The sequence below is a fragment of the Streptomyces sp. NPDC016640 genome (genome assembly GCF_043076215.1).
Classification (GTDB): Bacteria; Actinomycetota; Actinomycetes; order Streptomycetales; family Streptomycetaceae; genus Streptomyces.
Map to the genome: position 1 here is coordinate 123,394 of NZ_JBIBRG010000003.1, position 20,951 is coordinate 144,344.

Consider the following 20,951-nt stretch of genomic DNA (forward strand, 5'->3'; position numbering starts at 1 on the left):
CCCGGTCAGGCCGGTGAGACGCGCGGCGACGCCGGACCGCAGGAGGACGGCGACAGCGACCGCCCGGACGACGGCCCGCACCACCGGGGCCGGCGCAGCCACCACCCGTTCGACCGACCCGGCCGGCTCACTCCGCCATCCGGGCGGTCAGCGCGCTCAGGCTGGCGCACACGTGGTCCATGTGCGTCTGCACGTCCTCCCGGCGCTCGGCGTGCTCGCGCAGCACCCGCTCGGTCTCCCGCGCGACGCCCTCCGCGCGAGCGCGCGCCTCGGCCAGCACCTCCGCCGCGCGCTCCCGCGCCTCCTCCTCACGGCGCCGTGCCGCCTCCCCCGCGTCGGCGAAGACCTGCTGCGCCTCGGCCAGCGCGCTATCGGCGCGCGCCTCCGCCTCCGCGTGGGACGTGTTCAGCGCGGCCACCCGTCCGGCCTCCTCCCGCGCCACCTCGTCCAGGCGCCGCGCCTGCGCCTCGGCCCGCTCGGCGAGCAGCGCGGAGGTGCGCTCCCGCATCTCCCGCAGCTCCGCCAGCGTCTCCCCGCGCCGCTCCTTCACCTCGAGCCGGGCCCCGACACGGATCCCGTCGGCCTCCGCACGGGCCGCGTCCAGCCGCTGCCGGGCGTGTTCGTCGGCGTCGGCGCGCAGGGCGCCGGCGTACGCCTGCGCGGCCTCCCGCGCCCCGGCCGCTTCGTCACGCGCCAGGTCCATGATGTCCTGCGCCCTCTGCCGCGCCGCCTCCCGCACCGCCACCGCCTCCTCCTGGGCCAGCTCGAACAGATGCCGTGCGCTCCCGCCCAGCGACTCGTACGTCTGCGGAGCCAGCCCCGCCACCCGCTCCCGCAGCACCTGGAGCTCCTCCTCCATCTCCCGGGCGAGCACGGTGAGCCGGGCGGCCCGTTCCCAGGCCGCGTCACGGTCGTCCGAGAGGGCCTCGACGTACGCGATCACCTGCAAGGGCCGGTAGCCGCGCCCCCGCACGACCTCGAATCCCTGCGACGACACCGATGCGCTGCTCACCCTGGAACCCCTCTCCACCGACGGACACGAAGCCCAGCACCACGACCGAGCACGAAATGGGATGAATCGCGCACATCTTGATGGATCAGACGGAAGTGTTCATAACGCGACACTCCGCAAGGCGGTACTCCACGGCCAGGCACTCCGCCACCCGGGCACGCGAAAAGCCGGGCCCGGTCGTCCTGCCGACCGGGCCCGGCTCCTCGCTCCACACGCGTCTCAGCGACGGGTCACAGCAGCCCGTCCCACATCTGCTCCAGCAGCACCGACCACCAGCTCTCCGGCGAACCCAGCGCCGCCGGGTCCAGCGCGGCCAGCTGCGCCTGGAAGTCGACCGTCCAGCGCCCCGCCTGCTCCTGGTTCAGCCCGAACCGCAGCCGCCACATCCGGCCGAGCAGCGCCAGACAGCGCGCGAACTCCGGCAGACCGGTGTTCACGAACTGCGGCGGCACGGGCGCACCGCCCGGCCCGGCCTCCACCGGCACCGCGACGATGTTCGCCGTGCCGTACTGCACGCAGATCGCCTTGCCGAAGTCGCTGCCCATCACCAGGTACGAACCCGCGTCCGCGGCCGGCCGCACACCCCGCTCCACCGCCAGCTCCGCCAGCGTCGGCACCGGACGGCCCGGCTGGGCCTGCGCCCAGAAGAACGGGCCCATGTCCAGCGGCAGACCGGCCGCCACCAGGGTGTGCGCCACGACCGGCGGCACACCCTGCCGGGACACCGCCGCCTGCTCGAACCGGAACACCCCCGGCCCGAACACCCCCGCCAGCTCCTGCGCGACGGCCTCCGGCGGAACCGGCGGGACCGGCTGCACCGGCGCGATCGGCGCACGCACCGGCGCGGGACGCGCCGGACCATCCGCCACCTGGTGCAACTCACCCTGATGGGCCAGCAGTTGCCGCATACCCTGCTGCCGGCTCGCGTGGTCCGTGCCGTACGGGGCGATGCTCGTGATCCGCGCCTGCGGCCACTGCTCCCGGATCATCCGCGCACAGTACGCACCCGGCAGCTCGCACGACTCCAGCTCGGTGTGCAGCTCCAGCACCTGGTCCGGCGGCACGTTCATGGCACGCAGCTCATGGAAGATCTGCCACTCCGGGTGCGGCGTGCCCGGCGCCGAACGCCGGATCAGCTGCTGCTCGGAACCGTCCTGCGCGCGGTAGCGCAGCACGGCCTGGTAACCGGGACCGACGATCGGCTGACCGGCCGGCGGAGGCGGCGGATAGCCGTACGCCGGCGGCTGCCCCGGCCCGGGCACACCCGGCGGAGGCGTCCCGGGCGGCATACCACCGGGCGGCATTCCGCCGGGACGCATCCCACCGGGCGGCATCGGCGGAGCGGCACCGGGCATGCCGGGCGGGGCCGGCGGCGGAGGCGCACCGGGACCGCCCACCGGAGGCGCGGCCAGCACCGTCTCCGCGTGGTGCACCGGCCCCCGCCCGCCACCCGCCGTACCCGGAGCGCCGGGGACACCGGGCGGTCCCGGAGGCTGGGGCGCGCCCGGAACCCCCGGAGGCCCCGGAGGCTGGGGCGCACCAGGGACGCCCGGGCCCGTCCCGCCCGGGTCGGCGAACATCGTCGCCGCATGGTGCACACCACCGGGCGGCGTACCCCCGGCCGCGTCCGGAACCCCGGGCGGCGGGGTCGGAGCCCCCGGCGGAGGCGTCGGCACACCCGGTCCCTCCGGGCCGAGCGCCGACACCACCCGCGTCGGCACGTACCCGCCCGCCGGAGCAGCCGACGGAGGCGGAGGCACATCCCCCGGCCGCGCGCCGGGCGTACCCGGAGCACCCGGCGGCGGAGGCGTACTCCCCGGCCGCACACCCGGAGCACCCGGAGCACCCGGCGGAGGCGGGGTCGCCGGACCCGGGACACGGCGCGGCGGCGGAGTCGCCTTACCCGTCACGGCGTCGGCGACGTCCCCGGCACCGGCCACGAACGGCCGCTCCGGACCGGCCGGCGACGCCGGCACACCCGACGGAGGCGTACCCGGCCCCGCGCCGGGATCCCGCACCGCCGGCGCGACCGCCGTCGGCGGGAGCCCGCTGCCGCCCGACATCAGCGCCGTCTGCGCCTCCGGCGTCGCCGAGGGCGGCGGCGTCTCCCCACCGGGCTCACCCAACGGCGGCGCGAACACGGTCTCCGGCAACGACACGGAACGGTCCTCACCGGCATCGGCATTGGTGTCCGTACCGGCCCACGGAGTCGCCCCCGCGGGCGCACCCGCCGGGAAACCGCTCCCCCCGGCAGCCGGCCACCCGGCACCACTCCCCGCCCCGGCGGGCACACCCGGCGCGGAACCCCCGGAACCGGAACCCGCCGCCGACCCCCCCGACGTCTCCCCACGCCGATCCGGAATCCCCAGCCGGTCCGCCGCCTCCTGCAACCACTCCGGCGGACTCAACAAGAACGACGTCTGATTCAGATCCACCCGCGCCGCGGGCGCCGCCACCGGCTCCGACACCGCCCCGTCACGGCCGTACTCCTCCTCGTACCGGCGGATCACCTCACCCACCGGCAACCCCGGCCACAGCGTCGCCTCACCACTGTCACGGGCGATCACCAGCCGCTGCGCACCCCCGTCCGAACGCGGCCCGTCCGCACGGTCCTCCGCCCACACCACGAACCCGAGATCGAACTCCCGCACCCGCACCTCACGGTGCTGGTACGACGGCACATCCCCGTTGACCCACTCCTCGGCGCGCTCCTGCGCCTGCGCGAACGTCACCATCGCCGAAGCTCACTCCCCCGCGGAAGAAACCGGAACGGCACGCGCGAACCCACCGTCCACCATCAGATTCGCCACCGTCTCCAACTCCGGCGGAGAGCCCGCGAGCCGCGACAGGAACGCGTCGAAATCCTCGCCGCACGACAGCAGCAACCGCTCCACCCGCTCGGCCGGCGGACACGACGGATCCACGTCCCGCACGTCGTCGTACGCACAGAACCACACCGAACCCTGCCGCTCACCCCTCACCTTCACGGCCAGCAGACCACCCTGCACGAAAGCGACGCACAGATAGTCCTTGGTGAGGTGATCACGCAAACACTTGTTGACGTACACCAGATCATTGACCGCCGCCTCGTCCCGCACCGTGAAGAACGGCTGGTCCACCAGCAGACCCAGCTCCGCGTCCAACGCCGTCCCCACCGGCGCACACCCACCCGCCGCCTTCAAAAACGACCGGTACGCGCCCGGCAGCCGGTACCCGAGATCCTCCTCGACACCCACCACCTGCGACTCCGTCACCGCCACACCCGACTTCGGCAACCCGAAATGCGCCGGACGCGTCTCCTGCAACGGCCGCGTCCCCCGCTTGTCCTGATCCACCCCCGACGTCGCCACCCCACCGTGATGCCGCAACAACGCCTTCACCTCGACCGGCACCAGCTCCAGCCGCCGCGACCCCACCACGTGATGCCACGTCCAGCCGTGCGGCGTCGCCACCGCCGGCACCGTGTCCCACAACTCGTGACCACTCGCCGACAACGCCGCGTTCGCCGACACGTAGTCCGTCAGCCGCAACTCGTCGACCCCGAAACCCTCCGGCGGATCCGCGATCTCCACGGCCGCACGCGCGTAGGGCGAGAAATCGGGATAACCACCCGCATCCACCCGCACCCCTCTCGGGTGACGGGCCGCCCGCACCGGATCCGGAAAGTGCACGACCTGCCCGGCATAGGCCGCATTCGGCGGCGCCGAGTGCCCCCCGGCCTGACTGCCGGAAGACACCCCCAGCCCGAGCCGACCTGTCGTCATGGCGGTTGCCCCCTGCGGCATTCTGTACGACCCGCACCGCCCGCCTCCGGACCGTCACGGAACGTATTCGACTGTCACGTCTGTCTCGACTGCTTCACCCCACGACCCCCACGACGCCCGCACACACCACCGCACGGATCACCGCGTGGACCACGGTGCCGACAGCCTATGCCGTACGACCCCACCGGTCACCGGCACCGGTCAACCACCCTCCGCTTCCGTGACCAGCCGTCACCCTCCCGTGACAGCCCGCCCGGAACCGGGCGTGTCGCCCGCCCCCAGCTTCCACATCAGCCACGACATTTGGCACTCTGTGACCTCCGAGAAGATGCTCGGGAGGGGATGCTCGGAAGGGGACGACGATCATGAACGTGACGCGCACAGGGCCACACACCGGCCCCACCGGCAACCCCCGCTCCGGCGACCCCCGCATCGGCTGGAGCACCACCGACACCCCCCACACCCCCACCCTCCACCACCGCCGCGACGGCATCCTCCCCACCATCGCCGCCGCCCTCTCCGTCCGCGGCGCCACCCTCACCTGCACCGCCGCCCGCGGCGACACACCCCCCGCCCTGCACCCCCTCGTCCAGGACTTCCTCGACACCCTCACCAGCGACCACCGCGACCGCTTCACCGGCCGCTGCGCCGAAACCATCCTCATCTCCCGGCACCTCACCACCGCCGACGCCGCACGCAGCAAACGCGCCGCACGCAAACCCATGACCAACGGCGAAGCCCGCAAAGCCCTCAAACACGCCAAACTCACCACCCGCCGCATCCGCGAGGACGGCGACCCCCTCCACGGCAGCTACGCCACCCCCTGCCGCGCCTGCACCGCCCTCAGCGCCCACTTCGGCGTCCGCCTCGTCGACCCCACCCCACCCGGCACCTGAACCCACACCCCCGCACCACCACCCCACACCCCGCACAACCCCGACGAACGAAGGGCAGATGCACACCGACCGCACCCCCACCCCCCAGCCCCCCACCCCACACGGACAAGGCACACCCCCACCCCGCTTCGCCGTACCCGTCGACGCCACCCTGCGCGCCGCCGGCTGGCAACCCGGACGCTGGGACATCAGACAAGCCGAAATCTGGGCCGACACCCTGCGCGACCACACCTCACCCGCAGGACACCGCCACACCGTCTTCCCCGCAGCCGTCGAAGCCTGGGCCGAATTCGGCGGACTCCACCTCACCCCCACCGGCCCCGGACGCCAAGTCGCCCCCACCCCCCTCCACCTCGACCCCCTCCACGGCCTCCACATGGCCCGCACCCTCGGCGACCTCGGCCGCGCCCTCGACAGCGAGGTCTGCCCCCTCGGCACCGAAACCGACACCCGGGCCCTCCTCGCCATCGACATCCAGGGCCGCGTCTACACCCTCGACCACACCGGCGACTGGTACCTCGGCCCCACCCTCGACCACGCCCTCGCCACCCTCGTCACCGGCCTCCAGCCCACCCGCCTCACCACAGGCTGAACCCACACCCCCCTACGACGCCGGAATCACCGCCGACACCCGAAAACCCCCCGCCTCCGTCGGCCCCGACACGAACACCCCACCCAACGCCACCACCCGCTCCCTCATCCCCACCAGACCATTCCCCCCCGACGGCAGCCCCGCCGACGACGCCGCCCCCGACGGCGGCTCGTTCTCCACCTGCATCGCGATCTCCGACACCCGATGCGCCAACCGCACATACGTCTTCGCACCCGCCGCGTGCTTGTGAACGTTCGTCAACGCCTCCTGCACCACCCGGTACGCCGTCGACTCCACCTCCGCCGCATACGACCGCACCTCCCCCACCACCGACAGATCCACCACCATCCCCGCCGCCGCCGACTGCCCCACCAACACCTCGATCTCCGACAGACACGGCCCCTCCCCCGACCCCTCCACCTCACCCACCGCCCGCGACGCCGCAACCGCCGCAGCCACCCCCACCGCCGCCAACGGCACCGACGCCCGCTCCCGCGACCGCCCACCGCCGCCCCCACCGGCCCGCAACACCCCCAACATCTCCCGCAACTCCGTCAACGCCTGCCGCCCCATGTCCCCCACCAACGCGGCATTCCTCACCGCCTTCTCCGGATCCTTCCGCGCCACCGCCTGAAGCGCCGCCGCATGCACCACCATCAAACTCACCCGATGCGCCACCACGTCATGCATCTCACGGGCGATCCGCGTCCGCTCCTCACCCCGCGCCCACTCGGCCCGCTCCTCCGCCCGCTCCGCGAGCAACTGAAGCTCCCGCTCCAAACTGTCCGCCCGCTCCCGCAGACTCTCCATCAACCGCCGCCGCGCCCCCACGTACAACCCCAGCAGCAGCGGAGGCGCCGTCATCCCCAACGCCGTCGTGATCGACGCGAACGGCACGATCCAGTCCCCGATGTCCAGACCCTCGCGCGCGACGTCCTGCCGCAACCGCACGAACATCACGATCAGCACACCCACGGCCTGCATCCCGGCCAGCGAACCGATGATCCGGCGCGGCACCTCGGACGCGGCCAGCGAATACAACCCGACGACACCCATCAGGAAACCCATCGCCGCCGGCGTCACCGCGATCGCCACCAGCACCACCGCGATCGGCCACTTCCGCCGCACCAACAGCACAGAACCGGCCAACAATCCGAAAACCACCCCCGCCGCGACCGGAATCCCCGCCTCCCACGCGAACGGAATCCCCTCCAGCCCGCACTCCACCGCGGACACCACCGCGAGGCCCCCATCGAACGCGGCACTGCGCCGCCTCTCCCACCACCACGGCCCTCCCCGGGCCGCCACATGGTCTTCCCCCGACGTGGTCATGACTCCAGCCTACGGGCGCCCCGCGCCGCTTTTCCGGCGAGTTTCCACGACGATCCACACCACAGAGGGTGACCGTTCGAATGCGATACGGCCCGAAATCCCTCGAACTGCTGAATCGGACGCCGTTCGAGGGGGGAACCGGCCATTCCGCCCGGACGGTACGCCTGTGACACACGCACCAGGCAAATACGCCGACTTCGAAGGACTGCGAGAGCAGGCGGTGGCGTTGCGGCGGGCGGGACTGAGCCGACGACAGATCCGCGACCGGCTCCACGTCGACAACAACGACATCCTCAACCGCCTCCTGCAGGGCGAGCCCGCCCGGAATGGACGAAGCGCCCCAACGCCAAGGACGACCTGCGGGAGAAGGCGAGGGAACTCCGCCTCCAGGGCTGGACCTACGACCGGATCCAGGTGGAACTGGGCTGCTCCAAGAGCTCGATCTCGCTGTGGGTCAGAGACCTGCCGAAGCCGGAGCGGCGCGCCCCGACGGAACAGGCGAAGCTGGCCGCCCGCAAGCGCTGGGAGCATGAGCTGGCGATCCGCGACGAGAAACGACAACGGACCAAGCAGGCCGCCGCTCAGGAGATCGGCAGCATGACCGACCGTGATCTGTTCATGGCCGGCGTCGCCCTCTACTGGGCCGAAGGCACGAAGGACAAACCGTACGACCGGCGAGAGGCTGTCATCTTCGTCAACAGCGACCCCGGCGTGATCAAGCTCTACCTCGCCTGGCTGCACCTGTTGGGAGTGGAGCGAGAGCGCCTGCAGTACCGAGTCATGATTCACATGACGGCAGACGTCGAAGGCGCCAAACGGTACTGGGCCGACCTGGCCGGCGTGGACGTTGCCAGGCTTCAGAAAACTACGATCAAGAAGCACAACCCGAAGACCGTGCGCAAGAATGTGGGCGACACCTACCGCGGCTGCTTTGTCATCTGCGTCCTGCAGAGTGCCGACCTGTATCGACGCATCGAAGGCTGGTGGGCAGGGATGCTCTCCGGGATCACGACGACGCCCACCTCAGGTATGGTCTGACGCAGCCATCCGCCATGGGGTAACTGGTAGCCCGCGGGCCTTTGAAGCCCTGTAGTGCTGGTTCGAATCCAGCTGGCGGAGCTGGTCGGTTCGGGCCCTGACTGCACAGTCGGGGCCCGCTCTCATGTCCCCCCACCAGCCCCCCGGTATCCTGCGGATGTCACCCCCACCCCATCACAGCCGAAGGGCATCCCGTGAGCGCCAACCGCCCGGCAGCCGTCGTCGTTCTCGCAGCGGGTGAGGGCACCCGTATGAAGTCGGCCACACCGAAGGTCCTGCACGACATCTGTGGCCGTTCCCTGGTGGGCCACGTGCTCGCCGCCGCCGGTGAACTCCGGCCGGAGAACCTGGTCGTCGTCGTGGGTCACGCCCGCGAGCAGGTGACCGCCCACCTCGCCGGCATCGCCCCGCACGTGCGCACCGCCGTCCAGGCGGAGCAGAACGGCACCGGACACGCGGTGCGCATGGGGCTGGAGGAGCTGGGCGGGTCCGTGGACGGGACCGTGGTCGTCGTCTGTGGTGACACGCCCCTGCTGACGGGCGAGACGCTGCGTCGGCTGTCTGCCACGCATTCCGCCGACGGCAACGCGGTGACCGTGCTGACCGCCGAGGTGCCGGATGCCGCCGGTTACGGGCGGATCGTGCGGGACGGCTCCGGTGCCGTCACGGCGATCGTGGAGCACAAGGACGCCTCCGAGGAGCAGCGGGCGGTCCGGGAGATCAACTCGGGTGTGTTCGCGTTCGACGGTGCGTTGCTGGCGGATGCGTTGAAGAGGGTGCGGACGGACAACAGTCAGGGTGAGGAGTATCTGACTGATGTGCTGGGGATTCTGCGGGGGGCGGGGCACCGGGTGGGTGCGGCGGTCGCGGGTGATCACCGGGAGATCGTGGGGATCAACAACCGGGTGCAGTTGTCGGAGGCGCGTCGGATCCTGAACGACCGGTTGTTGACTGCCGCGATGTTGTCGGGTGTGACGGTGGTCGATCCGGCCACGACGTGGGTGGATGTGACGGTGACGTTCGAGCGGGATGTGGTGGTTCATCCGGGGACGCAGTTGCAGGGTGTGACGCATCTCGCGGAGGGGTGCGAGGTGGGGCCGAACTCGCGGTTGGCGGACACGGTGGTGGGTGCGGGGGCGCGGGTGGACAACACGGTGGCGTCGGGTGCCGAGGTGGGGGCGGAGGCGCTGGTGGGGCCGTACGCGTATCTGCGTCCGGGGACGCGGTTGGGGCGTGGGGGCAAGGTCGGTACGTATGTGGAGACGAAGAACGCGGTGATCGGTGAGGGGACGAAGGTGCCGCATCTGTCGTATGTGGGTGATGCGACGATCGGCGAGTTTTCGAACATCGGTGCGGCGAGTGTGTTCGTGAACTATGACGGGCAGGACAAGCATCACACGACGGTGGGGTCGCACTGCCGGACCGGTGCGGACAACATGTTTGTGGCGCCTGTCACCATCGGGGACGGTGCTTATACGGCTGCCGGCTCGGTGATCACCAAGGATGTGCCGCCGGGTTCGCTGGCCGTGGCCCGTGGTCAGCAGCGGAATATCGAGGGTTGGGTGGCCCGCAAGCGTCCCGGGGGTGCTGCGGCGCGGGCGGCGGAGGAGGCTTCCCGTCCGGTGGCGGAGGAAGGTTGACCGGATTCCGCCGCGCCGGACACGGCGTACGGTGATAAGTGCACATCCGCATCCCCACCTGCTGCGACACCTCTGAGGAGAAAGTGCTGTGACCGGGATCAAGACGACCGGGGAGAAGAAGATGATGTTCTTCTCCGGCCGCGCCCACCCCGAGCTTGCCGAGGAGGTCGCCCACCAGCTGGGGGTCGGGGTCGTCCCGACGAAGGCCTTCGACTTCGCCAATGGCGAGATCTATGTGCGGTACCAGGAGTCGGCTCGTGGTGCCGACTGCTTCCTGATCCAGAGCCACACCGCTCCGATCAACAAGTGGATCATGGAGCAGTTGATCATGATCGACGCGCTGAAGCGCGCGTCGGCGAGGTCCATCACGGTCATCGTGCCGTTCTACGGTTACGCGCGCCAGGACAAGAAGCACCGGGGCCGTGAACCGATCTCGGCGCGTCTGATCGCGGATCTGATGAAGACGGCGGGGGCGCATCGGCTGCTCACCGTGGATCTGCACACGGACCAGATCCAGGGCTTCTTCGACGGTCCGGTGGACCACTTGTTCGCGCTGCCGCTGCTGGCGGACTACGTGGGTGCGAAGGTGGACCGGGCGAAGCTGACGGTGGTGTCGCCGGACGCGGGTCGTGTGCGGGTGGCGGACCGTTGGTGCGACCGGTTGGGCGCGCCGCTGGCGATCGTGCACAAGCGCCGGGACAAGGACGTGGCGAACCAGGTCACCGTGCATGAGGTGGTCGGTGAGGTGAAGGGCCGCGTGTGTGTTCTGGTGGACGACATGATCGACACGGGTGGCACGATCTGTGCGGCGGCGGACGCGTTGTTCGCGCATGGTGCGGAGGACGTCATCGTGACGGCGACGCACGGTGTGCTGTCGGGTCCGGCGGCGGACCGGTTGAAGAACTCGAAGGTGAGTGAGTTCGTGTTCACGGACACGCTGCCGACGCCGGGTGAGCTGAGCGAGAGCCTGGACAAGATCAAGGTGTTGTCGATCGCGCCGACGATCGCGCGTGCGGTGCGTGAGGTGTTCGAGGACGGTTCGGTGACGAGCCTGTTCGACGAGCAGTAAGGGTTCTGCGGGCGGGTTCCCGTGGGGGTCCTTCCGTAGTGGGCCCGTAGTGGGCCTGGTGATCGTTTTGGGTGCGGCCTCCTGGTCCGAGTAGACTGCTGCAGTTGCTCGGCGAGGGAGGCCGTACCGCTTCGTGAGGGGCTGGTGCGGCGGTCCGTTATCGACGCGCTCTTCGTAGCAGGCCGTTCGTTGGCCGGGTGACCTTGTCCGTTTCCACCCCTACGAGGAGTGATCGATATGTCCGAGGTAAAGCTGAGCGTCGAGACGCGCACCGAGTTCGGCAAGGGTGCCGCCCGTCGTATCCGTCGGGACAAGAAGGTTCCCGGTGTTCTGTACGGTCACGGTTCGGACCCGCTGCACCTGACGTTCCCGGGTCACGAGCTGCTGCTCGCCCTGCGTACGCCGAACGTGCTGATCGCGCTGGACATCGACGGCAAGTCGAACGAGCTGGCGATCCCGAAGTCGGTGCAGCGTGACCCGCTGAAGGGTTTCCTGGAGCACGTGGACCTGCAGCTGGTCCAGCGCGGCGAGACCGTGACGGTGGAGATCCCGGTCCTCACCGAGGGCGAGCTGGCTCCGGGCGGCTACCTGCTGGAGCACGTGCTGAACACGCTGCCGGTCGAGGCCGAGGCGACGCACATCCCCGAGTCCGTGACGGTGTCCGTCGAGGGTCTGGCGGCCGGTGCCTCCATCCACGCCAAGGACATCGCCCTTCCGAAGGGCACCAAGCTGGCCGTCGACGAGGACGCGGTCGTCATCCAGGTGCTGGCCGCGCAGGCGGAGGAGGGTGCGGAGGACGGGGAGGCCGGCGAGGCAGCCGAGGCCTGATCCGCACCGACGCCGTTTTCGTCAGCCGCTGTTCCCCGTCGGGGGGCAGCGGCTGGCGCGTATCGAGGAGACACGCAGGTGACGACCGATGCCAGTGCCCCGTGGCTGATCGCGGGGTTGGGGAATCCGGGGCCGGAGTACGCGATGAACCGGCACAACGTGGGGTTCATGGTGGCGGATCTGCTGGCGGAGCGGGTCGGGGGCCGGTTCAAGCGGGCGGGGAAGGCTCAGGCGCAGGTGGTGGAGGGCCGGATCGGGCCGCCGGGGCCGGCCGGCCGGCGGGTGGTCCTGGCGAAGCCGATGTCGTACATGAATCTGGCGGGCGGGCCGGTGAACGCGCTGCGGGAGTTCTACAAGGTGCCGGCGGAGCGGGTGGTGGCGGTCCATGACGAGCTGGACATCGACTACGGGACGCTGCGGCTGAAGCTGGGTGGCGGGGACAACGGTCACAACGGGTTGAAGTCGTTGACGAAGGCGTTCGGGCGGGAGTACCACCGGGTGCGGTTCGGGATCGGGCGTCCGCCGGGGCGGATGCAGGTGGCGGATTTCGTGTTGCGGGACTTCTCGTCGGCGGAGCGCAAGGAGCTGGGCTACTTCGTGGACCGGGCGGCGGACGCGGTGGAGTGTCTGGTGATCGAGGGGCTGGAGCGGGCGCAGGGGACGTACAACTCGTGATCCGCCGGGGGTGGACCGGTCGGTTCGCCCCCGCCCGAGTTGACCGAACGCGATGTCATGGCCAAGGATCTCGGCCATGCCTTCAGCGGTCAGCTCCTCCGGTGGCTCTTCCGTCGTGCTGCGGTTCGGCCGGTTCGCGGCGATGGGTGTGGTCGCCGCGCTGATTCTCGTCGCGGGTGTGTGGGCGTCGTGGGGTACGGCGCAGCACGCGATGCTGACGAAGGGGCGTGAGCGCGGCACGGTGGTGGTGGCGCGGTGCGGCGCGACGGGGTGTGCGGGGCCGTACACGCCGCTGTCGCAGGGGTCGCAGCCGCGTGCGCGGGTCGTCCTGGAGAATTCGGTGGCCGTGGAGGAGGGGCGGACCTATCCGGTGGTGCTGAAGCCGGGCGGCGAGGAGGCGGTGCGCTCCGGTTTCGCGGGGATCCTCTACGCCTGGGTGCCGCTGGGGGGCGCGTTGTTGCTGGCGTCGGTGGTGGTGGCGGGTGGTCTGTTGCGGACGCGGGCGGCGTGGGTGCTGGCGTTGTCGGGGGTCGTGCTGCTCACGGCGGCTTTTCTGGCTGTCTGAGGGGGATGCCGGCCGTCCGTGTTTTCCCCGCCTGTGGGGCACGGGCGGGTCGTGCTTTCGTGGGGGACGTCGGGCGGGGCGGGGCGGGACGCCGGACCGCCCGCTGCGCGTCTTCCCGTCGGCCGCGTTCCCGTCCGCCGCCGGGGGTTCGCCGCCGGGGGTTCGCCGCCTGGCACGTCACTCGTCCGGCATGACGGGTGCCCCCGGGCCCGTACGGGGCTCGGGGGCACCCTTGTCCGTTCTTCCGGGTCAGCCGGTGTTGCGCAGGCCGGCGGCCACGCCGTTGACGGTCAGCAGCAGGGCGCGGGCCAGCAGGGGGTCGGGCTGTTCGCCCGCGCCGGCGGCGTCGCGCTGGCGCTTGAGGAGGGCGACCTGGAGGTAGGAGATGGGGTCCAGGTAGGCGTCGCGGATGGTGAAGGTCTGCTTGAGGACGGGGGCGGCGTCCAGGAGTTCCCGCTCGCCGGTGATGCGCAGCACCTCGGCGACGGTGAGTTCGTGTTCGGCCCTGATGGTGTCGAAGACGTGCTTGAGGTGGTCGGGGACGAGGGTGTCGACGTAGTGCTGGGCGATGCGCAGGTCGGTCTTGGCGAGGGTCATCTCGACGTTGGAGATGAAGTTGCCGAAGAAGTGCCACTGCTGGTGCATCTCGTCGAGCACGGTGTCGAGTCCGGCCTCGCGCAGGGCCTTGAGTCCGGAGCCGACGCCGAACCAGCCGGGCACGATCTGCCGGGACTGGGTCCAGCCGAACACCCAGGGGATGGCGCGCAGTCCGTCCAGGCCGGCGCCTGAGTCGGGCCTGCGCGAGGGCCGGGAGCCGAGGTGGAGGTCGGCGAGCTGGTCCACCGGGGTGGAGGCGAAGAAGTAGGCCGGGAGGTCGGGGTCCTCGACCAGGCGCCGGTAGGCGGCGTGCGCGGCGTCGGAGACGACGTCCATGGCGGCGTCCCAGCGGGCCAGTGCCTCGTCCGACTGGCGGGGGGCGGTGTGCAGGGCGGACGCCTGGAGGGTGGCCGCGAGGGACAGTTCCAGGTTCTCCCGGGCGAGTGCGGGGATGAGGTACTTGTCGGAGATGACCTCGCCCTGTTCGGTCACCTTGATCTCGCCCTCCAGGGTGCCCCAGGGCTGGGCGAGGATGGCGTCGTGGGTGGGGCCGCCGCCGCGGCCGACGGTGCCGCCGCGGCCGTGGAAGAGGCGCAGCCGTACGCCGTAGCGGTGGGCGACGTCGCGCAGCCGGCGCTGGGCGCGGTGGATCTCCCACTGGCTGGTGGTGATGCCGCCGAACTTGGAGGAGTCGGAGTAGCCGAGCATGACCTCCTGGACGTCGCCGCGGAGGGCGACGAGGCGCCGGTAGGAGGGGTCGGAGAGCATGTCCTCCAGGATGGTGTCGGCGGCCTTCAGTTCGTCCGTCGTCTCCAGGAGCGGGACGATGCCGATCTTCGCCCAGCCGGCGTGCAGGTCGATCAGTCCGGCCTCGCGGGCCAGCACGGCGGCGGCGAAGACGTCGTCGGCGCCCTGGCACATGGAGATGATGTAGGACTCGACGACCTCGGGGCCGAAGACGGCGAGGGCGCGCTTGACGGTCTGGAACACGCCGAGGGTCTTCTCGCCGGCGGCGTCCACGGGTGCCGGGGTCGGGGCGAGGGGGCGGCGGGAGCGCAGTTCCTTGGCGAGCAGCTTGGAGCGGTACTCGCGCGGCATGTCGGCGTAGCGCCAGGACTCCTCGCCGAGCCGGTCGAAGAGCTGGCCGAGGGCGTGGTGGTGGGCGTCGGCGTGTTCGCGGACGTCCATGGTGGCGAGCTGGAGGCCGAAGGCGGCGAGGGTGCGGATGGTGCGGGCGAGGCGGCCGTCGGCGAACAGTGCGCCGCGGTGTTCGCGCAGGGAGAGCTGGATGATCCGCAGGTCGGCGAGGAGTTCGCCGGTGCCGAGGTAGTCGCGGCCGGGTTCGTGCGGGGTGCCCTTGGCGAGGCGGAGCTTGGTGTTCTCCAGCTTCTGCCGGATGCAGGTGGCCTTGAGCCGGTAGGGCTCCTCGGCGTTGAGTCGCTTGTAGCGGGGGCTGATCTCGGGGAGGGCGTCGAGGTCGGCCCGCAGGGAGGTCAGCAGTTCCTCGGTGGCGCCGGCGTAGCGGATGGAGTTGGAGAGGAAGCCGCGCAGTTCGTCGATCATCTCCAGGGCGTCGTTGATGCCGTGCTCGTGCTGGAGGATGAGGACGTCCCAGGTGACCTGGGGGGTGACGTTGGGGTTGCCGTCGCGGTCGCCGCCGATCCAGGTGCCGAAGGTGAGGGGGCGGGTGTCGTCGGGGAGGTGGACGCCGACGCGTTCCAGTTCGGCGGTCAGGTCCTCCAGGACGTCGCCGACGGCGCCGGCGTGCAGTTCGTCGAGGTAGTAGATGGCGTTGCGGGCCTCGTCGGCGGGTTCGGGGCGGACCACGCGCAGTTCGTCGGTCTGCCAGACGAGGTCGATGTTCTCGGCGAGGCGGGTGTCGAGGCGGCGCCGGTCGGACTCGATGACGGGGGTGTCGAGGAGGGCGGCGATCCGGCGGAGCTTGTTGAGGACGGAGCGGCGGGCGGCCTCGGTGGGGTGTGCGGTGAAGACGGGCCGCACGTTGAGGTGGCGCACGGTCTCGGCGAGGTGGTCGGGGTCGGCGTCCTTGAGGCGGTCGGCGGTGCGGGAGAGCAGTCCGCCCTCGGCGGCGCGGCGGGCGCGCAGTTCGCGGCCGCGGTGCACCTGCTCGGTGACGTTGGCCAGGTGGAAGTAGGTGGAGAAGGCGCGGACCAGCTTGGCGGCGGTCTGCAGTTCGGTGCCGCGCAGCAGTTCGGCGGCGGCCTCGCCGTCCTCACGGGTGAGTCGGCGCACCTTCTCGACGAGGTCGAGGAGTTCGGGGCCCTCCTGCCGGACCAGGGTCTCGCCCAGGAGGTCGCCCAGTCGGCGGATGTCGGCACGCAGCTCGCTGCTCGTGGTGGTCTGGTCGTCGGCACTGCTCACAGGTGCGGCTCCTTGCAGTGTTGAAGCTCGTCTGGGAGGGAACCCGTACGGCGTCCCGCGCGGCGTGTGCCACATGCGGGCCGGACGTCCGGGAGGAAATCAGAGCGGACCGCGCTGTCCGACCGACTTCAAGGATAGGTGTCGCCCCGGGCGCGGAGGCCGACGGGCTCTTGCCGCCGGACGACGCGCTGACATACTTACGTTGCCGTAGGTTACGGAACCGTAGGAAGCCGTGCGGTTCCGGCGGCCCGGCACCCGTCCCCAGTCCTCATACCCCATGGGAAACCGCATGACCTCACGCTCCGATGTGCTCGATGAAGCCCCGAAGCAACCTCGCACCGACGACGCCGTGCCCGCCGCGACGCTGGGCGGTGAGCGCAAGCGCTCCATCGAGCAGATCACCCTGCTCCTCTTCATCACCGTCCCCTTCCTCGCGCTGCTCGCGGCGGTGCCGCTGGCGTGGGGCTGGGGGGTGAGCTGGCTCGACCTCGGTCTGCTGGTGTTCTTCTACTACCTCGGCTGCCACGGCATCACGATCGGTTTCCACCGCCACTTCACGCACGGTTCGTTCAAGGCGAAGCGGCCGTTGAAGATCGCGCTGGCGATCGCCGGGTCGATGGCCATCGAGGGTCCGCTGGTGCGCTGGGTGGCCGATCACCGCAAGCACCACAAGTTCTCCGACGCCGAGGGCGACCCGCATTCGCCGTGGCGGTTCGGGGAGACGGTGCCGGCGCTGATGAAGGGTCTGTGGTGGGCGCACATCGGCTGGATGTTCGACGAGGAGCAGACGCCGCAGGAGAAGTACGCGCCGGATCTCATCAAGGACCCGGCGCTGCGCGCGATCTCCCGCCAGTTCGTCCTGTGGGCGGGGCTGTCGCTGGTGCTGCCCGCGCTGATCGGCGGCCTGGTCACGATGTCCTGGTGGGGCGCGTTCACGGGTTTCTTCTGGGGTTCGCTCGTGCGGGTGGCGTTGCTGCACCACGTGACGTGGTCGATCAACTCGATCTGCCACGCGGTCGGCAAGCGCCCCTTCAAGTCGCGGGACCGCTCGGGCAACGTGTGGTGGCTGGCGATCCTGTCCTGCGGTGAGTCCTGGCACAACCTGCACCACGCCGATCCGACCTCCGCGCGGCACGGTGTGGAGCGGTGGCAGCTGGATTCCAGTGCCCGTCTGATCCGCTGGTTCGAGCAGCTGGGCTGGGCGTACGACGTGCGGTGGCCGTCACGCTCCCGTATCGATTCGCGCCGCACCACCGTGGAAGGCGGCTCCCGGCAGGGGTCGGAGGCCGTCGAGGCGGCATGATGGTCGGTGTGGCGACCGACTCCAGCAGCACCCCGAGCAATGACAGGCCGCGGCGTGTCCGTCGCACCCGGATGACCGGTGCGGAGCGTCGCCAGCAGTTGCTGGAGATCGGCCGCACCCTGTTCGCGACGAAGGGTTTCGAGGGCACGTCGGTGGAGGAGATCGCGGCGAAGGCCGGGGTCTCCAAGCCGGTGGTGTACGAGCACTTCGGCGGCAAGGAGGGGCTGTACGCGGTGGTGGTGGACCGTGAGATGCGGCGGCTGCTGGACATGGTGACCGGTTCGCTGACGGCCGGTCATCCGCGTGAGCTGTGCGAGCAGGCCGCGTTCGCGCTGCTGGACTACATCGAGGAGTACACGGACGGTTTCCGCATCCTGGTCCGTGACTCCCCCATTCCGCAGTCGACGGGCTCCTTCGCCTCCCTGATCTCGGACATCGCCACGCAGGTGGAGGACATCCTGGGCCGTGAGTTCAAGAGCCGCGGTTTTGATCCCAAGCTGGCCCCGCTGTACGCGCAGGCGCTGGTCGGGATGGTGGCGCTGACCGGTCAGTGGTGGCTGGACGTCCGCAAGCCGAAGAAGGCGGAGGTGGCGGCCCACCTGGTCAACCTGGCCTGGCACGGCCTGGACGGCCTGGAGGCCAGGCCGCGTCTGATAGGCCACCGGAAGTCCTGAGCCGGTGGCGCACTGGATTCCTCCCGTGCCGTCGTGCGCGCATGGCCGGGATCACGGTCGGCGCGGCCCGTGCCCGGCTCGGTGACCTCGTGCGGGGCGCGGCCCGCGGCCGCGGGGCCCTCGGGCTCGCCGGTCGCGGGCAGGTGGCCGCGCTGCTCGTGTCGCCGCGGGTGAGGACCGGCGACGGCGTGATCCACATCCTCGTCTCCCGCCTGGGCCGCACCCCCTGACCTCAGCCCTTCTTGCGTGCGACCGCGAAGACGCGGCGGAAGGGGTACGGGGTGCCGTGGGCGCCGGGCGGGTAGGCGGCGCGCAGGGCCGTGCGGTATTCGGCGACGAACTCCTCCCGCGCCCCGGGATCGCCGGCGAGGGCGTCCAGGACGGGCCGCAGTGCCGTCCCCCCGACCCAGTCCAGGACCGGGTCCTCGCCCTCCAGCAGATGGACGTACGTCGTCTCCCACGCGTCCGTCGCGCATCCCAGGGCGGTCAGCCGTTCCAGGTAGGCCTCGGGCCGGAGCACCGCCCCCTCGTGGCGCAGGACGCCGTCCAGGCGGTCGCGCCGGCGGGGGGCGGCGGCCAGTTCGCGCAGCAGCACGTGGCTGGGGGCGTCGAAGTTGCCGGGCACCTGGAAGGCGAGGGTGCCGCCGGGCGCGAGTGCGGCGATCCAGTCGACGAACCGCTCCGCGTGCCCCGGTACCCAGTGCAGCGTGGCGTTGCTGACGATCAGGTCGTCCTGCTCCCCGGGCGTCCAGGTGCGGATGTCGGCCCGGGCGAAGTCGAGCCGGCCGCCCCCGGCCGTCGGGCCCTCGTGGTCGGCGCGGGCCCTGTCGAGCATCTCGGGGGAATTGTCGTAGCCGGTGACGCGGGCGGTGGGCCAGCGCCCCGCGAGCAGCGCGGTGACGTTGCCCGCGCCGCAGCCGAGGTCGGCGATGCGGGGCGGGTCGCCGGGGAGTTCCGGGACGCGGGCGAGGAGGTCGGTGAAGGGCCGGGTGCGGTGACCGGCGTGACGCAGGTACTGGGCGGGGTCCCAGGTGGGGTTGGCGGCGGCCGCGGACATGGAGCCTCCCGGTGCGGTGCTGGGGGACGGGTACCCAGCTTCACCCCCTCCTCTTCTCGACGGCAAGATGCTTGACGTCAAGAGACTTCACATCGACACAACCACTACACTGATCACCATGGAGGACGAGGTCGATCGGCTGGTCGCAGCGTGGCGCCGGGAGCGCCCTGACCTCGACGTGGAACCGCTCGAGGTGCTCAGCCGGGTGAGCAGGCTGGCCCGGCACCTGGACCGGGCGCGGCGGCTCGCCTTCGCCGAGCACGGCCTGGAGTCGTGGGAGTTCGACGTCCTGACCGCGCTGCGCCGCGCGGGCACCCCGTACCAGCTCTCGCCGGGTCAGCTCCTCACGCAGACGCTCGTCACCTCGGGCACGATGACCAACCGCATCGACCGGCTCGCCAAGAAGGGCCTGGTGGAACGGCTGCCCGACCCCAGTGACCGGCGCGGTGTCCTGGTCCGCCTCACGGACGAGGGCCGCGACCGCGCCGACCAGGCGCTGGCCGGGCTGCTGGACCAGGAGCGGGCGATCCTCGCGGAACTCACCCGCGCCCAGCGGGGCGAGCTGGCGGGGCTCCTACGCCAGCTGACCGCCCCGTTCGACAACATCCCCGGATAGGTCGACGGGGCCGACCCCCGCCCGCCGGGCGAGCGCCACGGCGGCCAGGGTGGAGTGCACACCCAGTTTCCCGAGGACGTTCTGCATGTGCGTCCGCACGGTGTGCGGGGACAGGTACAGGCGCTCGGCGACGGCCTTGCGCCCCAGTCCCGCCACCATGCACCGCAGCACCTCCCGCTCCCGCGGGGTCAGGGACTCCACCAGCCGCTCGCTCTCGGTGCGGTGCCTGCGGGCGGCGGTCAGTTCGCGCAGCACGCCGGTGAGCAGGGCGGGCGGCAGGTGCGTCTCGTCGCGCAGCACCCCGCGGATGACGCTGAGCAGCCGGTTCAGCGAGCAGTCCTTGGCCACCCAGCCGGAGGCGCCCGCCTGCAGGGCGAGCGCGGCCCGGCCCGCGTCGTCCTTCTCGGCGAGGACCACGATGCGCACCTGGGGCTGCGTCGAGTGCACCCCGGTGACCAGTGACATCCCGTCGACGAGCCCGTCCTCGTCGCCGGCCTGCACGGGTGCGGCCGGCCGGCCGCCCGGCACCTTGCCGCCCAGGTCGGCGTCGACGAGCAGCACGTCGAACCGCCGTCCCTCGGCGGCCGCCCGCTCCAGACAGCGCAGCGCGGCCGGGCCGCTGCCCGCCGCGGACACGTCGACGTCGGGCTCGGCGGCCAGGGCCGCGGCCAGCGACTCGGCGAAGATGCGGTGGTCGTCGACGACCAGGACTCGAATGCGAACCACGAAACCCCCTTCCCCGAGCTCCTCACGGAGCTGGGGATCTGCCCCTTCGTCGGAGGACGGCACCGGCGCGGGTACGACGCCGAGGCCCTTGTCACTTCACTCACCGGACGTGGGACGGGTCGCCGCGGCCGCACGGCCGCCGCCGTGCGACGACCGCCACCCCGCCCCGGACGTCGTACCCGGCC

Annotated in this window: 18 protein-coding genes, 1 tRNA gene and 1 pseudogene; 13 read left to right on the plus strand and 7 right to left on the minus strand. The window is 71.3% G+C overall.

Translation table 11 applies throughout. The annotated features are described in order from the left end of the window. Positions 1 to 127: 127 nt before the first annotated feature. The 3 genes from ACF07S_RS07395 to ACF07S_RS07405 all read right to left on the minus strand — a co-directional run bounded on the left by ACF07S_RS07395 (position 128) and on the right by ACF07S_RS07405 (position 4,776). Positions 128 to 1,012, minus strand: a complete 885-nt coding sequence (locus tag ACF07S_RS07395) for a cellulose-binding protein (RefSeq protein WP_391973654.1) — start codon at positions 1,010 to 1,012, stop codon at positions 128 to 130. Between the two features lie 230 nt (positions 1,013 to 1,242). Then, the gene (locus ACF07S_RS07400) at positions 1,243 to 3,747 is read right to left on the minus strand and encodes an SUKH-4 family immunity protein (protein WP_391973655.1); all 2,505 of its coding nucleotides are present in this window, start codon (positions 3,745 to 3,747) and stop codon (positions 1,243 to 1,245) included. 9 nt (positions 3,748 to 3,756) lie between these two features. Further along, positions 3,757 to 4,776, minus strand: coding sequence for an SMI1/KNR4 family protein (locus tag ACF07S_RS07405; protein ID WP_391963584.1), 1,020 nt, complete (start codon positions 4,774 to 4,776; stop codon positions 3,757 to 3,759). A gap of 365 nt (positions 4,777 to 5,141) precedes the next feature. On the opposite strand from ACF07S_RS07405, the gene ACF07S_RS07410 reads away from it, so the two are divergent. Then, positions 5,142 to 5,672, plus strand: a complete 531-nt coding sequence (locus ACF07S_RS07410) for a YwqJ-related putative deaminase (RefSeq protein WP_391963585.1) — start codon at positions 5,142 to 5,144, stop codon at positions 5,670 to 5,672. A gap of 58 nt (positions 5,673 to 5,730) precedes the next feature. Continuing rightward, complete coding sequence (locus ACF07S_RS07415; RefSeq protein ID WP_391973656.1) at positions 5,731 to 6,264, plus strand: SUKH-3 domain-containing protein; 534 nt, start codon at positions 5,731 to 5,733, stop codon at positions 6,262 to 6,264. Positions 6,265 to 6,276: 12 nt separating this feature from the next. On the opposite strand, the gene ACF07S_RS07420 is transcribed toward ACF07S_RS07415, so the two are convergent. Then, positions 6,277 to 7,596 carry a sensor histidine kinase gene (locus ACF07S_RS07420; protein ID WP_391963587.1) on the minus strand — a complete coding sequence of 440 codons (1,320 nt, stop codon included), beginning with the start codon at positions 7,594 to 7,596 and terminating at the stop codon, positions 6,277 to 6,279. 166 nt (positions 7,597 to 7,762) lie between these two features. Here ACF07S_RS07420 and ACF07S_RS07425 point away from each other — a divergent pair. The 7 genes and pseudogenes from ACF07S_RS07425 (at position 7,763) to ACF07S_RS07455 (ending at position 13,411) form a co-directional block, all read left to right on the plus strand. Then, positions 7,763 to 8,634, plus strand: a pseudogene (locus tag ACF07S_RS07425) (hypothetical protein). Between the two features lie 8 nt (positions 8,635 to 8,642). Then, a tRNA-Gln gene (locus ACF07S_RS07430) sits at positions 8,643 to 8,715 on the plus strand. A 113-nt stretch (positions 8,716 to 8,828) separates the two neighbouring features. After that, on the plus strand, positions 8,829 to 10,274 hold the full coding sequence (gene glmU, locus ACF07S_RS07435; protein WP_391973657.1) for a bifunctional UDP-N-acetylglucosamine diphosphorylase/glucosamine-1-phosphate N-acetyltransferase GlmU: 1,446 nt from the start codon (positions 8,829 to 8,831) through the stop codon (positions 10,272 to 10,274). An 88-nt stretch (positions 10,275 to 10,362) separates the two neighbouring features. Next, positions 10,363 to 11,343 (plus strand): ribose-phosphate diphosphokinase, encoded by a 981-nt coding sequence (locus ACF07S_RS07440; protein ID WP_391963590.1) that lies wholly within the window; start codon positions 10,363 to 10,365, stop codon positions 11,341 to 11,343. A 237-nt stretch (positions 11,344 to 11,580) separates the two neighbouring features. Continuing rightward, a complete protein-coding gene (locus ACF07S_RS07445) occupies positions 11,581 to 12,171 on the plus strand; it encodes a 50S ribosomal protein L25/general stress protein Ctc (RefSeq protein ID WP_391973658.1) in 591 nt (196 codons plus the stop codon). A 78-nt stretch (positions 12,172 to 12,249) separates the two neighbouring features. Continuing rightward, positions 12,250 to 12,846, plus strand: a complete 597-nt coding sequence (gene pth / locus ACF07S_RS07450; RefSeq protein WP_391963592.1) for an aminoacyl-tRNA hydrolase — start codon at positions 12,250 to 12,252, stop codon at positions 12,844 to 12,846. Positions 12,847 to 12,922: 76 nt separating this feature from the next. Further along, positions 12,923 to 13,411: a hypothetical protein gene (locus ACF07S_RS07455; protein ID WP_391963593.1), complete on the plus strand. Its 489-nt coding sequence runs from the start codon at positions 12,923 to 12,925 to the stop codon at positions 13,409 to 13,411. A 249-nt stretch (positions 13,412 to 13,660) separates the two neighbouring features. On the opposite strand, the gene ppc is transcribed toward ACF07S_RS07455, so the two are convergent. Next, positions 13,661 to 16,390 (minus strand): phosphoenolpyruvate carboxylase, encoded by a 2,730-nt coding sequence (gene ppc / locus ACF07S_RS07460; protein ID WP_391963594.1) that lies wholly within the window; start codon positions 16,388 to 16,390, stop codon positions 13,661 to 13,663. Between the two features lie 289 nt (positions 16,391 to 16,679). Between ppc and ACF07S_RS07465 the strand changes: the two genes are divergently transcribed. From ACF07S_RS07465 to ACF07S_RS07475, 3 genes are read left to right on the plus strand one after another with little or no spacing between them, the layout of a single operon-like run. Beyond that, positions 16,680 to 17,693, plus strand: coding sequence for an acyl-CoA desaturase (locus ACF07S_RS07465; protein ID WP_391973659.1), 1,014 nt, complete (start codon positions 16,680 to 16,682; stop codon positions 17,691 to 17,693). After that, positions 17,690 to 18,367: a TetR family transcriptional regulator gene (locus tag ACF07S_RS07470; protein ID WP_391963596.1), complete on the plus strand. Its 678-nt coding sequence runs from the start codon at positions 17,690 to 17,692 to the stop codon at positions 18,365 to 18,367. The genes ACF07S_RS07465 and ACF07S_RS07470 overlap by 4 nt, the downstream gene beginning before the upstream one ends. A 41-nt stretch (positions 18,368 to 18,408) precedes the next feature. Then, complete coding sequence (locus ACF07S_RS07475; RefSeq protein WP_391973660.1) at positions 18,409 to 18,597, plus strand: hypothetical protein; 189 nt, start codon at positions 18,409 to 18,411, stop codon at positions 18,595 to 18,597. Positions 18,598 to 18,599: 2 nt separating this feature from the next. Here the strand turns inward: ACF07S_RS07475 and ACF07S_RS07480 are convergent, their stop codons facing one another. Beyond that, positions 18,600 to 19,424: a trans-aconitate 2-methyltransferase gene (locus ACF07S_RS07480; protein ID WP_391973661.1), complete on the minus strand. Its 825-nt coding sequence runs from the start codon at positions 19,422 to 19,424 to the stop codon at positions 18,600 to 18,602. A 118-nt stretch (positions 19,425 to 19,542) separates the two neighbouring features. On the opposite strand from ACF07S_RS07480, the gene tamR reads away from it, so the two are divergent. Further along, positions 19,543 to 20,040: a MarR family transcriptional regulator TamR gene (tamR, locus tag ACF07S_RS07485; protein ID WP_145872075.1), complete on the plus strand. Its 498-nt coding sequence runs from the start codon at positions 19,543 to 19,545 to the stop codon at positions 20,038 to 20,040. Here tamR and ACF07S_RS07490 read toward each other — a convergent pair. Continuing rightward, complete coding sequence (locus ACF07S_RS07490) at positions 19,999 to 20,766, minus strand: LuxR C-terminal-related transcriptional regulator (RefSeq protein ID WP_391973662.1); 768 nt, start codon at positions 20,764 to 20,766, stop codon at positions 19,999 to 20,001. The two genes, tamR and ACF07S_RS07490, sit on opposite strands and share 42 nt — an antisense overlap. Between the last annotated feature and the right edge of the window lie 185 nt (positions 20,767 to 20,951).